The sequence below is a fragment of the Plantactinospora sp. B24E8 genome, assembly GCF_039871735.1.
Classification (GTDB): domain Bacteria; phylum Actinomycetota; class Actinomycetes; order Mycobacteriales; family Micromonosporaceae; genus Plantactinospora.
Genome location: NZ_JBDPMH010000002.1, coordinates 92,120 through 105,810 on the forward strand (window position 1 = coordinate 92,120; position 13,691 = coordinate 105,810).

Consider the following 13,691-nt stretch of genomic DNA (forward strand, 5'->3'; position numbering starts at 1 on the left):
GGCGTCAGGCCAGTCGGCCCAGTGCCTGCCCGGCGTCCACCTCCGGAGTCCGGACCGGATCGGTCACCACCGCCCGACGGTCACCGTCGCGGTATCGCCGGGCCGCGGTCGTACCGTCGCCCTCGGGATCGACGACGCGTGGCTTCGCCGCCGGCTGGTGCGGCGCCTCGCCCGGCAGGACGGGCCGGTTGCGTCGGCCACCCAGCGCCGGTGACCCGCCACCAGCGCCGGCCATCGGCGGGTGCATGGGCGGCAGGAAAGGGGCGCCGGCTGGACCGGGGGTGGCCCGACCGCTGAGAGCTGTGCCGCCGACGCCGGTCGTCGCGGCCGTCCCGCCGGTCCGACCCATCAGGTCCACCGCACCGGAGGTGGGGATGCCGGTCGGGTTGACTGACCGAGCGCCACCGATCCCCGACCCGGCGAGGCCGGCACCGATGGACCCGAGGCCCGGGACGCCGGCTCCGACGCTGCCCAGACCGTCCCCGATCCCGTCGGGCAGCGGAGGGGGGACGAAGGCCGGGGGTGCGCCGACGTCGCCGGGCTGCGGCTGCTGTCCGAGAAGGTCGTCGAGCTGCCGGCGCATGTCCGCCAGGTCCTGCTGTCCGGGCATCTCCGGCTGCTGACCCACCGGCGGCTGCCCTCCCAACTGCTCCTGCTGCTGCTTCTGCTGCTGTTGGAGGTCCTGTTGCTGCTGGTTCAGCGCATCCTGCTGCTTCTTCGCGTCCTCGTTGAGCTTGCGTACGGCGTCGTTGTACTCCTTCTGTCGACGCTCCTGCTCGTCGCGCAGTCGCTGGGCCTGCTTCCGCAGATCCTCCTGTTGTTTCCGCAGCGCGGCCTGGTGGCCGGTGGGTACCGCCGGCGCGCCACCACCGGGCACTTTCGGGGCACCGCCGCCGGGCACTCCCGGTCCACCCGGTCCGCCCGGGGTCCCCCGCCGGCCGTCCGCCTGGTAACCCGGCGGCGGCCCCTGCTGCTCCGGCAGCGCCGGATACCTCGGCAACGACACCCAGGCGCCACCACTGAGAAAGGCCTGACCCAGCCCACTGGCCCGCACGGCCGCCCAGATGTCGAGTCCCCGCAGGAGGTTGAGGGCCTCGAGGAGGACGGGCATCCACACCCCGTATTCAACGGTCAAGCCGTGCTGCGCCTCCACCTGTTGCGCCTTGTACCGCTGGTAGTCCAGAACTCTGCTCTCCAGTTCGTCCTGCACCTCGGCGAGCTCGGCCTGGATGTAGCGCATCCAGTCGGCGCGCCACTCGGTGACCCGAGCCCACTCGGTCATCGAGGAGACCGACTCGTTCGTCCGCTGGATGAACATTCCGGCGGAAGGGCCGTCCCAGCCGCCCTTGAGGTCGTCGGCCTCCTTGCGGACCTGGGACGCGACTTTGCCGAGCCGGGTGGCCACGTTCCCCCACCCGTTGGCCAGGCTGGTGATCACGCCGCCCGGTTCGTTGATGACCGTCCTGAAGACCCGCTTGTAGACCTCCCCAGAGGTGAGTGGATCGTCTGAATTCAGGCCCGCCCACCAGTCCGTCGTGCCGCGGTCCCCGGTCGCTGTCTCCGAGCCGGCGTAGTAGTCGTTCGCCTGGGTAATGGCGGCGGCCATACCCGCGCGGTGCGCTTCGCGGAGCTTCTCCACCTCGTCCCAGCCCCGGTCGGCGTACGGCGCGCGGGGCTGGTGCAGGTCCTTCGGGCCCGCCAGTTCCACCTTTCGGAGCCGCTCCTCGACCTTGCGGAGCTCGTCGGCGCTCTCCAGGTCGGCCGTGGTGTACCGGTAGTGCGCCCCGAGCGTGAACAGTGCCATGTCGTTGACGCCGGTGACGACATCCCGGGCGTAGGAGCCCAGCGCCGTGCTCTGCGCGACCGCGTTGGCGGCGAAGTAGCGTGCCTCCAGGAACTTGACGCCGCCGTCCGGCACCGGCACGTTCTGCAGGATCTGGGCCGGTTCGAGCAGCCTGTTCGGACCGGCATCGGTGTCCAGTCCCGTCACGTCGCCGGACCTGACCCGTCGGCTGAACTCACTCAGCGCGTTGGTGTCCTCGACCGTGATTCGGTACGGCATGCGAAACCCCCTCGCCCCCAGATCGATGCTGAGACTAGCGCCGGACGGCCATTGGAGACAGGCTTTCGTCGCGATCAGACGACCCCGGTTCAGGCGACGGGCTCCAGCCAGCCACACTGGATGAGCCGGGTGCCCTCCTTCCGGGTCACCAGCCAACCCCGACCGGCCGGCAGCGGCCCGGGACGTACGCTGCCGATCAGGACACCCTCCTCGCGGTCGCCCGACATCATGATCCCCGGACTGGCCAGCTCACGGAGGCGCTTGAGGATCGGGTCATAGAAGGCCCGGCTGGCGCCGCCGGCCCGGCGGGCGACGACGAGGTGGAGGCCGATCTCCCGGGACTGTGCGAGCAGGTCGTGGAGCGGGGCCAGCGGATTGCGGTCCGTGGCGACGAGGTCGTAGTCGTCGACGAGCACGAACAGTTCCGGCCCCTTCCACCAACTGCGCTCCCGCAACTGCTCGGCGGTGACGTCCGGCCCGGGCAACCGCTCCTGCATCACCGTCGCGGCGTCCTGGATCATGCGGGCGCTGACCTCGCCCGAGGTGCCGTAGCCGAGCAGGTGGGTGTCCGGGACCGCGCCGAGCAGCGCGCGCCGGTAGTCGATGGCGATGATCTTCGCGTCCTTCGAGCCGTACCGGTCGACGATGCCGCGGGCGAGAACGCGCAGGAAGGTGGACTTGCCGCACTCGTTGTCCCCGAGCAGGATCAGGTGCGGGTCGCCGGCGGTGAGATCGAGCCGCACCGGCTGCAGGTCGTGCTCGGCGATCCCGATCGGGATTCCGGGCTGGTCCGGGCTGCCCACGAGCAGCTCCTGGTATTCCACCCGTTGCGGAAGCAGCCGGACCGGCGGTGCCGTCGGCCCCCGCCACGCCTCCCGTACGGCCTGGACCAGCGCCCGGGTGCCGTCGGCGAGGTCGGCGGCGTCGTGTCGGCCGTCGATCCGGGGCAACGCTGCCAGGCTCTGGTGGCCGTCCGGGGTGATGCCCCGACCCGGGCTCTGCTCCGGTACGTTCGCCGCCGACCGCCGGTCGATGTACGAGTCCGAGGGGTCACCGAGCCGCAGCTCCAGCTTGGTGCCGAACAGCTCCCGGATCGAGCCACGCAGGTCGAACCACCGGGAGCTGCTCGCAACGATGTGGATCCCGTACGACAGGCCGCGGTTGGCGAGGTCGCCGACCCGTTCCTCGAGATCCTCGAACTCGGTGCGCAGGGTCTGCCAGTTGTCGACGACCAGGAACACGTCGCCGTGGCGCTCCTCGGCCAGCTCGCCCGCCCGGCGCAGGCGGCGGAACGTCGCCATCGAGTCGATGCCGCGCTCGACGAAGAGCTGTTCGCGGTGGTTGAGCACCTCGACCACCTCGGCGACGGTACGGCGTACCCGGTTGACGTCGCGTCGCGGCGCGACCCCGCCGAGGTGCGGCAGCCCCTGGAGCGAGGCCAGGCTGCCGCCACTGAAGTCCAGGCAGTACAGCTGCACCTCGCGTGGCGTGTGGGTGAGGGCCAGGGAACAGATGAGCGTACGCAGCAGGGTGCTCTTGCCGGACTGCGGCGCCCCGACGATCGCCACGTGCCCGCTGGCGCCGGACAGGTCCAGCGTCAGAGTGTCCCGGCGCTGCTCGAAGGGTTTGTCGACGACCGCCACCGGCACCAGCAACTGTCCGGCGAGTTGTTCGTCCGCCACCCCGAGGCCGCGCTGCGGATGCGTCTGCGCCGCACCGGTCAGCTCGTCCAACGACGGCGGCTCGGCCAGCGGGGGGAGCCAGACCTGGTGTGCCGGACCGCCCTTGCCGGCGAGCCGCGCGGTCAGGATGTCCAGCAGGGACTGTGCCCCCGGCGTCTCCACGTCCTCGTCGAGGTCCTCCTCGCCCGCCGACACGCTGGTCTCCCGGGGGTCGGCCTGCACCACGTAGCCGGAGTGGAACTCGAAGACCTCAGGCTCCGGTCCGGCGGTCCCGATCTCTTCGTGGCCGCGCCAGGGCCCCGAGACGTACGCGGCACGGAAGCGGATCATGGGCTCGGTGCCGAACTTCAGGTAGCCGTGTCCCGGAGCCCGGGGGAGTTCGTAGGCGTCCGACACCCCGAGCACGGCCCGGCTCTCCCCGGGGGAGAACGTCCGCAGCCCGATCCGGTACGACAGGTGCGTGTCGAGACCGCGCAGTCGGCCCTCCTCCAGCCGCTGGCTGGCCAAGAGCAGGTGAATGCCGAGCGACCGTCCGAGCCGGCCGATCTGCACGAACATGTCGATGAAGTCCGGCTTGGCGGAGAGCAGCTCACTGAACTCGTCACAGACGACGAAGAGACTGGGCAGCGGTGCCAGCGGCGCACCGGCCGCCCGGGCCCGCTCGTAGTCCCGCTGCGACAGGTAGTTGCCCGCCTTGCGGAGCAGTTCCTGCCGCCGAACCAGCTCGCCGTTGACCGCGTCGGTCATCCGGTCGACCAGGGGCAGTTCGTCGGCCAGGTTGGTGATGACCGCGCTGGTGTGGGGGAGCAGGTCCAACTTGGTGAAGGTCGCGCCCCCCTTGAAGTCGACGAGTACGAAGTTCAGCGTCTCCGGCGGGTGGGTCACGGCCAGCGCGAGCACGAGGGTACGGAGCAGTTCCGACTTCCCGGAGCCGGTCGCCCCGATGAGCAGGCCGTGCGGGCCCATGCCGTCCTGCGCGGACTCCTTCAGGTCCAGCTCGATCTGCTCCCCGCCCGGACCGACGCCGATCGGCACCCGCAGCCGCTTGCGGGTCGGCCGGGGAGCCCAGTGCTCCTCCACGTCGACGGTCCGCGGGTCGGCGATGTCGAGCAGGTCGGTCAGGCCGTGCTCCGCGTTCATCGTCCGCTCCGACCCGCCTGCGGCGGCGAGCCGCAGCGGCGCCAGTTGGTGCGCCAGCGCCTCCACCGCGACCAGGCCGAGTTGGTCGGCGTTTCCCAGGTCGCGGGTGCCGTCGAAGGTCCGGGCGGTCAGCTGCCCGTCGTCCCCGATCTCCAACACGAGGTTCGCCCGGTCGAGGTTGCGGGGTGGCTCGGTCGACAGGTCGACCACGGTGACCCCTTCCACGCCGCTCTCCGCGGTGAGGTAGTCGGCGCCACCGATGTCGCCCTCGTCGACCACGACGACGATGTGCGGCCCGCCGTGCTGCGAGTCGGGCGCGCTCGGATCGAAGCGCGGACGCGGCGCCAGGAGCTGTTCCATCATCGCCTCCAGCCCGACGATCCCGGGCGCGATGAGGCGCAGCGGTCCCAGCGCGTCGACCGCCTCCGGGTGCTGGGTGTGCGGGAGCCACTTCGTCCACTCCCACCGGGCCCGGGCACCGCCGCCGACGCAGACCGCCACAAGCAGGTCCTCGGGCGCGTGGAAGGTGGCCGCCTGGGCCAGCAACGCCCGTACCATCGCGCGGGCCCGGGAAAGGTCGCCCCGTACGTAGATCCGGCCGAACCCGTTGAGCGCGAGGACCACCGGCAGGTCGGAGACCTCGCGGTAGGTCCCGAGGAACCGTCGCAGGGCCGCCGCGGCGACCGGCTCGGCCCGCTCGGGGGGCGTGTCCGGGCCGGCCACCAGCCGAGTCGCCAGCTCGCGCGGGCCCAGCCCCAGCCGGACCAGGCAGTAGTCCAGGTCACCACGGCGACGCTCCCAGAGCCGGGCACTGTCGGTCAGCGCCCACAGCCCGCCCGGGTCGGGATGACGGTAGTACTCGGCGCCGCGCTGGTCCCGTATCGTCCGCCGGACGGCCCGCCGGCACGCGTCCAGGTCCCACAGGAACTCCCGGCGCTGGTTGTGCATCTCCTGCTTGCTCGCGCCGCCGCCGTACATCGAGAGTTGGACCAGCAGCATGCCGAGCGCGGACACCCCGAAGAGAGCACCCGTCACATAGGCCAGCGGACCGCCGCGCTGACCGGCGAACATCAGCGCGAGGGCCAGCGAGCCCGCGAGCATCGGCAGCAGCATCATCAGGTGCGCCCAGCCGCGTCCACTCGGCGCCGGAATCTCCGGGGCCGGCTCGAGCACGATCTCACCGGTGGGATACGGCGGCGCTGGCCGTCGCGCCGGACGCTTGCGGACTACCATGCTCACGGCCGAAACCTCCGTAGGAAAACCGATCGTTGTGGAGCGTCATGGCGCAGACGGCAAGGCTGGGGCTGACCCGCATCGTACTGTTGAGTCCGCAGCGACGTGCCGACCTCTCAGTGCCCCGGCACCTTCCCCTGGTGACCCTGCTACCGACGCTCCTGCGGCATGGCGGCAACGGCCTCGCGGACGAGGGAATTGCACACCACGGCTGGGTGTTGCGCAGGGTCGACGGGCGGTTGCTCGACTCGACGCGCTCGCTGCAGGCGTCCGGCGTGGTCGACGGCGAGACCCTGCTGCTCTCGCCGCAGGACCAGCACTGGCCCGAGCCCGCCTTCGACGACCTGGCCGAGGCGGTCGGCCAGGAGGCCAAACGTGCCGGTGCGACCTGGAACGACCGACACACCCGGCTCGCTGGAGGCGCCGCGACCGCCCTGCTGCTGGCACTGGGGCTCCTGGTCGCCGGTACGGCGGGTCCACCGTGGACGGCTGCGGGCGTCGCGTCGGTGTGTGCCGCACTCCTCACCCTGGTCGGCGCCGTGGTCGTGGCGCGGATGCCGCAGCACGAGAACGTTCCGCTGGTGATGTCGATCGCGGGATACGGCTACGCCGTACTCGGGTCCGTACTGCTGGTGACCGGTGCGCCGCGGGTGGGTCGGGACGCGCTGGTGGTCGGCTGCGCCACGCTGCTGCTGGTCGGGGTACTGAACCTGATCGCGCTCCGGGCGTATTCGGAGCTGCATCTGGCGACCGCCGTGTGTGGCCTGTTCGGTGGCCTGGGCACGATGTTGAGTACGGTCACCACGGTCCCGGCCGTCGCCGCCGGCACCGCCCTCGTGCTGCTGCTCGCCTCCCCGTGGCTACCCCGGATCGCCCTGTACCAGGCGGGCATGCCGGTGCCGAACGTACCGAGGCCGGCCGCCGAGGTGGGCCCCGACGAGCCGTTTCCGGCACCAGTTCAGATCGCCGTCCTGGTAGGACGCGGCGACAGCGTGCTGACCGGCCTGCTCTGGGGGGTCTGCGCGACGTTGCTGGGTAGCGTCGCCGTGCTGGCAGGTACGGCCGACCTCGTCGCCTGGTTCCTCGCCGCCACGGTGGTGCTGGTGTGTGCCCTGCGGACACGCGCGTTCGTCGCGGTCCGGCACCGGCTCCCGCTGCTGTCCACCGCCGGACTCGGCGTCGTGGCGCTGGCGATCCTGACCTGGTTGGACGTCTCGACGGGGGACCGGGCCCGGCTGGTGCCGGTCACGCTGGCGACGGCACTGTTCGCCGGCGCGGGAGCGTTCGTGGCCGGTCGGACCTACGCCGTGCGGCAGGCCTCACCGCAGCTCGGCCGGGTCGGTGACATCACCGAGTTCGTTCTGATCTCGATCAGCGCCGTGCTGGCCGCGGCGGTGACCGGGCTCTTCGGCTACGTGCGGGGTCTCAGTGGCTGAGCCGTCGGTCGACCGAGGCCGGCGGCGTGGTGCGGGGGGAGCGGTGCGATGCTGACGCGGCGGGACCTCATCCACTCCCGGCAGTTCCTGCACCGGCGGCTGGTCACGTCGTTCGTGACCCATCAGCCGGATCCGCTGGAGTGGTCCGGCCGGCGGTTGGCCGGCGCCACCCTGGTCTCGGTGATGATGCTGGTGATCGCCGTCGCCGTGGTCGGCATCTACGGCTTCATCCGACCCGCCGGCAACAAGCAGTGGCGGACCTGTGAACGCATCATCATCGAGGCCGAGAGCGGTGCCCCCTACGTCTGTGGCGACGGGGTGCTGTACCCCGTCGAGAACTTCGCGTCCGCCGCGCTGCTGCGTGGCGTGTCGGAGAAGCCGATCCGCGTCGCCCGGGCCTCGCTGACCTGGCCGCGGGGCATGACCGTCGGGATACCCGGTGCCCCGTCCGCGTTACCGTCCGCCCGGGACCTGCTGACCACCCCGTGGGCGGTCTGCGTCCGGCCCGACGGGCGCCCGGGCGCCCGGCCGCAGGCGGTGGTCCTGGTGGGTGTCACGCCCTCGGCCGGTCCCAGCGGCCCACCGGCACAGCTGAGGGTCGACGAGGCACTCGCGGTCAGCGACACCTCGACCGGTCAGCTCAGCGTCATCCACGCCGGACGCCGACACGAGGTACAGGACCCTCCGACGGTGAGCCAGGCACTGCGGATCAACCAGGTCGACACACTGCCGGTCAGCCCGGCGTGGCTGGCCACGGTCCCGACCGGGCCTGCCCTCGGCAAGCTGGAGATCACCGGGCGGGGAGGCAAGGTCGCCGGTCTCGGCCAGCTGAAGGTGGGCCAGATCCTCACCGTCGCGGACGGGGACCGGATCCGGACCTTCGTCGCCCGACCGACCGGCGTCCAGCCGATCTCCAAGCTCCAGGAGGCGCTGATTCGCGCCACCGCCGACGACACCTCGCCCCCGGTGACGCTCAACCCGGTACAACTCGCCGGGGTCACCCAACTGGAACCGACACCGTCGCCGCTGGGCGGGGACGATTCGCTGCCCTTCATGGTGCCGGCCGACCGCAGCCGTGGCGTGGCCTGCACGGTGAGCGCGGACGGTACGGATCGGCGACAGATCACCGTCGGCGGGCTGGTGCCGACCCGGGACCCGTCCGCCGGAACCGCTCCGACCGCCCGCGCCTCCGCGGCCGGTACCCCGCTCGCCGACGAGGTCGTGGTCGCACCGGGCCGAGGCGTACTGGTACGGGCGATGGCGACGCCGACGGCGGCCGACGGCACGGTCTACCTGGTGACCGAAACGGGGTGGCGGTACCCGGTCGCCTCCTCGGATGCGCTCAACCGGCTCGGTTATCAGGGCGTGCCCGCGGTGCCGCAGCCGAGCACGGTCGTCGAACGGCTGAGCCAGGGGCCGGCTCTCGGGGTATTGGCTCTGGCGACGGACGGACCCTGACCGTTAGCATCGGGTCCGCATCGATATTTCCGTGGCGCCGACCATCCACCCTGGAGGTGGCGATGATCTCCGGTAACGACCCCGGCTCGCCCTCGGCGGCAGGTTCCGCCGAGGACACCGTCAGGACCGACACCGCCGCCCACGACGAGTTCGCCACCTGGTTGGTCGGTGGTCCCGGGCCGCTGGGCGGCGTGGGCGGCGAGTCCGAGGCGTTCGAACAGGACGTCGTCGCGTACGTCGAGGGCCTCCAGGAGCTCGCGCGCGGAATCGACACCGAGCTTCGGGAGGCGAACTGGTTCCGGGGCGTCTCCGTCGCGCAGACCCAGGCCATGGCGGTGTTCGTCACCGAGGCCCGGCTGGGGCTGTCCGCACTGGGCAACGCGGCCGGTGCGACCGGCGACACCTACCAGGCGGCGGACCGGGAGTCGCAGCAGCTGTTCGACGCGGTGGCCGGCGACCTGACCGGCCTTCCCCGCTAGGGCGCGTCGGTGCCGACCCGCGACTACTTCACCTATACCGACAAGCCTAAAGGGCAGTCCATCAGCGTGGGGTCGCCACAGTCCACGCAGTGGGACAAGTTTCCGACGTTCTTCCACGTCAAAGGGGTCATCCTCGCGGAGAAGCCGGAGGGACCCGCTGCGCTCGCCAGGGCGTACGGCCAGGTCAAGGTGAAGCTCCAAAAGGCCGCGGACCAGTTGGACGACCGGGCCCACGGATTCAACACGGCCTGGTCCGAAGGTCCGGCGTCGGAGAACTTCTTCCGGCTGACCGGTGCGACGCTCTACAGCCTGGACCACTGGACCGAGAACCTCAAGGACAAGATCGACCGGTTGGAACAGTTGACTCGCGACATCTCCGCCGCACACAGCCAGGCGCAGGACCTCGAGGAGCAGTTCCAGGCCGCATACCAGCGCAGGGCACCCGCTGGTGCCGGCTTCTACGGCTTCCCGCCGGACACCTCGCTGGACAATCCCGCCCTCGACAACGCGGCGGAGGAGGAGCTGAAGGCGAAGATCGAGGAAATCTACCAGGACGTGCACGACACGTTCCTGAAGCTCATCATCGCGGTGGGGAAGCAGCTCGCCCAGAACTTCGTCCGGGCGGCGAACTGGAGGGAGAACTCGGCGGGAAAGGTGCCGGTCAAGTTCCAGGGACCCGACAGGGCGAAGCCGTGGCAGGGCTCCTCGTCGTCCGAACCGCCGACCACCGCGCCGTTGAGCCGCAGCGGTCAACCGGTGAGCTGGTCCACGATGCCGGACCAACCGTCCGACCGGTACGCCATGACACTGTCCGTCGAGCAGCCGATCGATACGGCCTCGATGGTCACGTTCGACACCCCGGCCGGGCCACCGAACCGGTTCGGTGAGTACGGGACAGAAGCGCCGGTACCGGGGGACCGGTCGGCCGAGCAACGCGGCTTCGGCCCGACAACGGGCCAGCAACAGCCGGTCGGCACGGACCCGACCGCGCCCGCCGCACCCGTGGGCGTACCCGGTTCGTTCGGGCGGGGAATCGGTCCGATCGGGGCGTTACCGCCACCCACCGTGTCGCCGGGCAGACCTGCGGATGCTGGCTGGACGGTCCCGCCCGCCGGCCCGTCCACCGGGCAACCTGGCCCGGCCCTCGCCGGCCGGTTCGGCGACCCGGTGGCGGTACCCCCCTCGGCAGGGGAGGCGGCGCCGTCCGCGCTCTCCGCCCGCGGGACGCAGCCGGCGCTCGCGAACCCGATGGTGCCGACCGGCGCGTTGACCGCCGACGGCCCGATGGCCTCGCCGGCCATGGCCGCCAGCGGCTGGTCACAGGTGCTCAGCGCGCGTGCCGCGATTCCCCCGTCGGTGGTGGGCGGAAACGGGCAGGCGGCACCGGAGCGCAACGGCATCATCGGCGATCGCCGGACCGGTCGGCCGGAACAGGCCGAGCCGGCACGGCGGCCGGTGCCGGCGAGGACGGGCGAGGCGGCGAACCCGAGTGACCATGTCGACGAGCGGCGTAGGGCGATCCGTCGCGCCGCAGTGTGACGCGTGCCAGGCCACGTGTCGGAGGAGAGAGAGGGAGGCGGCATGCAGCAGTACGGTCTGCTCCAGGCCGATCACGGGGCCATCGATGCGATGGTCGAGACGATCAAGAGCACCGGCAACCAGATCATCGAGTTGGCCGGCGAACTGGCCCGCCAACAGCAGCGGCTGGAGGGGGCGCTCGTCGGTCAGGCGGGCACCGAGTATCAGAACACCGCGAGCAAGGGTCAGCAGATCCAGCAGAAGATGGCCCAGATCCTCCAGCAGCTGGGCACCGAGACCAGTAACAGCAACCAGAACCTGCAGGTCAACGACCAGCAGGCCGGCGGCGTGGTCAGCGACGCCGGTCTGGCGTACATGAGGGCGGGGTTGAGCGCATGAGGCTCGTGGTCGAGTTCGGCGAGGTCCAGGCTGCGGAGCGGGTTTACCAGAACGTGGTGGACGAGCTCAACCGGCTGATGAACAAGCTGCGTGGGGAGATCGAGCAGCTCACGTCCAGCGCCTACGTGGGTGAGTCGTCGAGCAAGTTCCAGAGTCTCGGCCAGATGGTGGACCAGGCGCAGAGCATCCTGAACAACGACGGGCACCTTGGCGTCCAGATGGCGCTGGCTGCCACGCGCAGCCGAATGGCCCAGGCCGAGGCGGACAACGTCACCGCCCTCAGCCGGGTCCAGAGCAACTTCGCCTGAGGATTCAGGCCCGAGCGCGGCGGCGGCGGGCGAAGGCCGTCGCCGCCGCGTACCCGACAACCAGGACCAGCGTCCCGGCGCCGATGGCGCCCGCCCAGAGCAGCGCCTTCCGGGTGGCGGCGGACAGACCCGGTCGCTGTGTGGGATTCAACGCGGCCGCCGGCACCGGGTGCGGTGCGGGGGAGCGCCCGGGAGCCTCGGCGGACTCGGTCAGCGCCCGGTAAGGGTTCACCCCGCCGTACCCGTAACCGTCGTTACGCGCCCCGCCCGGGGTACCGTCGGCGGTCGCGAGCAGCCGGTCGGCGATCTGTGCCGCCGTCCACTTCGGATGGCGGGCCTTCAGGAGTGCGGCCGCGCCGCTGACCATGGCCGCCGCGGCGGCCGTACCGCCGACGGGGACGTGCCCGCGGATCCGGGCCGCACCGACCAGCTCGACGCCCGGGGCGACCAGATCCACGTGCGGGCCGGAGCCGGAGTCCGTCCACCGGTGTCCGGACGACTCCGCGGCGCCGACGCCGACGACCCCTGGATAGGCGGCCGGGTAGGTGGGTCCCGCCGTCCGGTCGCCGACCGCGGCCACCACCACGATCTGGCGCTTGGCCGCGTCCGCGACCGCTTTCCGCAGGGCGGCGTTGTTGCTGTTCACGGCGAAGGACACCTGGATGACGTCGGCGTCCAGGGCGATGGCCCGGCGGATCCCGGCCGCGAGCCGCGCCGGGGTCACGTCCCGGTACGCGGTGGCCCCGGACCCGTCCTCGCTGACCCGGATCGGCACGATGCGCGCGGCGGGCGCGACCCCGACCAGCGCGGCATCCCCGTCCGGCCGGGCGGCGACCAGACTGGCCACGGCCGTGCCGTGTCCGACGCAGTCGGTCCGGCCGTCGGCCTCGTCGGCGACCACGTCCCAGCCCCGGTCCACCGCCCGGGCCAGCTGCGGATGCGAGGCGTCGACGCCGGAGTCGAGCACCGCCACCCGTACGCCGCTGCCGGTGCTCACCTGTCGCAGCCGGTCGGAGTCGAGCCAGCGCAGCGCCCAGTGGGCACCCGTGGCGCGGCCTGCGGGCACCGGTCGGCTGTAACACGCGGCGGCAGCGGCCGGGTCGGCTGTCACCAGCGGCATCGCCATCCCCACCAGAAGCAGCACCAGTGAGCGCGTCAGCCAACGACCGTGGTGGCGAGATCCACACACGACTTTTCCTTTCACGGTCGGCAGCGTACCTTCGGATCGTGCATGTCGACGGCGAGATGGTGGCTGCGATGCGGGTCCAGGCAGAGGAACTCGCCAGTCGGCTGGAGAAGATGACCGGGCAGCTGACCGAGCTGCAGGAGCAGGTCCGTCAGGTCTCGGTGACGGCGGTCTCCCGGGACGGTCTGGTCCGGGTCACCGTCGGCAGCGACGGCAAGCCGCGCGACCTGGTGCTGGACGCCGCCATCTACCGGAACCCCGACTCGGCGCGGCTGGCCGCGACGATCCTCGACACCATGGAGGTGGCCGGGGAGGAGGCACGCCGGCAGGTGATGGAGCTCTGCCGCCCGTTCGCCTCCGAGGAGGCCATCCAGCAGTACGCCGAGGGCGACCTCAACGGTGCGATGGAACGGTTCCGGCGGCAGATGCCGTGGTTGGGGGAGGCGGACGGATGACCAGGATCAGCGTTCACCCCGGCGCCGAGGCGGCCGCCGAGGCGTTGGCGATGCAGACCGCGGCGGCGTACCAGGAGATCCAGGGCGCACTCGCGGCGTTGAAGGCCAGTCCGTTCGTGGACGAACCGGTGTGCGCCGACGCGGCGCGGAACTACGAGCGGTCGACCGAGACTTTCATCAAGGTGACGGGCGGGTTCTTCGACGAGTTGAGGCGCAGCAGCGACGAGGCCGTCGGCGCGGTCCGCGAGGTGCTCGACGCCGACGCGCTGTCGGTCAAGCCCTTCGCCGAGGCCGACCGGGCGATCACCCGGGTCAACATCTCCTCCTGATCAGCC

The 13,691-nt window shown here is 71.5% G+C and carries 11 protein-coding genes; 8 read left to right on the forward strand and 3 right to left on the reverse strand.

Features of this window, described 5'->3' with window-relative positions; all coding sequences use genetic code 11:
- Positions 1-4 precede the first annotated feature (4 nt).
- Complete coding sequence (locus ABGB21_RS04395) at positions 5-2,062, reverse strand: hypothetical protein (RefSeq protein ID WP_347653183.1); 2,058 nt, start codon at positions 2,060-2,062, stop codon at positions 5-7.
- Positions 2,063-2,151: 89 nt separating this feature from the next.
- On the reverse strand, positions 2,152-6,123 hold the full coding sequence (gene eccCa, locus ABGB21_RS04400; protein WP_347676435.1) for a type VII secretion protein EccCa: 3,972 nt from the start codon (positions 6,121-6,123) through the stop codon (positions 2,152-2,154).
- 41 nt (positions 6,124-6,164) lie between these two features.
- Between eccCa and eccD the strand changes: the two genes are divergently transcribed.
- The 6 genes from eccD to ABGB21_RS04430 all read left to right on the forward strand — a co-directional run bounded on the left by eccD (position 6,165) and on the right by ABGB21_RS04430 (position 11,715).
- A complete protein-coding gene (gene eccD / locus ABGB21_RS04405; RefSeq protein WP_347653181.1) occupies positions 6,165-7,553 on the forward strand; it encodes a type VII secretion integral membrane protein EccD in 1,389 nt (462 codons plus the stop codon).
- A gap of 48 nt (positions 7,554-7,601) precedes the next feature.
- Positions 7,602-9,011, forward strand: a complete 1,410-nt coding sequence (gene eccB, locus ABGB21_RS04410; RefSeq protein WP_347676437.1) for a type VII secretion protein EccB — start codon at positions 7,602-7,604, stop codon at positions 9,009-9,011.
- Positions 9,012-9,073: 62 nt separating this feature from the next.
- A complete protein-coding gene (locus ABGB21_RS04415; protein WP_347653179.1) occupies positions 9,074-9,490 on the forward strand; it encodes a hypothetical protein in 417 nt (138 codons plus the stop codon).
- Positions 9,491-9,499: 9 nt separating this feature from the next.
- Positions 9,500-11,029, forward strand: a complete 1,530-nt coding sequence (locus ABGB21_RS04420) for a hypothetical protein (RefSeq protein WP_347653178.1) — start codon at positions 9,500-9,502, stop codon at positions 11,027-11,029.
- A gap of 42 nt (positions 11,030-11,071) precedes the next feature.
- Entirely contained in the window at positions 11,072-11,407 is a 336-nt protein-coding gene (locus tag ABGB21_RS04425) for a WXG100 family type VII secretion target (protein ID WP_347653177.1), read from the forward strand.
- Positions 11,404-11,715, forward strand: a complete 312-nt coding sequence (locus tag ABGB21_RS04430; protein WP_347653176.1) for a hypothetical protein — start codon at positions 11,404-11,406, stop codon at positions 11,713-11,715. The genes ABGB21_RS04425 and ABGB21_RS04430 overlap by 4 nt, the downstream gene beginning before the upstream one ends.
- Positions 11,716-11,719: 4 nt before the next feature.
- On the opposite strand, the gene ABGB21_RS04435 is transcribed toward ABGB21_RS04430, so the two are convergent.
- On the reverse strand, positions 11,720-12,859 hold the full coding sequence (locus tag ABGB21_RS04435) for a S8 family serine peptidase (protein ID WP_347676439.1): 1,140 nt from the start codon (positions 12,857-12,859) through the stop codon (positions 11,720-11,722).
- A gap of 113 nt (positions 12,860-12,972) precedes the next feature.
- Between ABGB21_RS04435 and ABGB21_RS04440 the strand changes: the two genes are divergently transcribed.
- Together ABGB21_RS04440 and ABGB21_RS04445 are read left to right on the forward strand one after the other, a co-directional pair.
- Complete coding sequence (locus tag ABGB21_RS04440) at positions 12,973-13,356, forward strand: YbaB/EbfC family nucleoid-associated protein (protein ID WP_347653174.1); 384 nt, start codon at positions 12,973-12,975, stop codon at positions 13,354-13,356.
- A complete protein-coding gene (locus tag ABGB21_RS04445) occupies positions 13,353-13,685 on the forward strand; it encodes a hypothetical protein (protein ID WP_347653173.1) in 333 nt (110 codons plus the stop codon). Before ABGB21_RS04440 ends, ABGB21_RS04445 begins: the two co-directional genes overlap by 4 nt.
- The last annotated feature ends 6 nt before the right edge of the window (positions 13,686-13,691 follow it).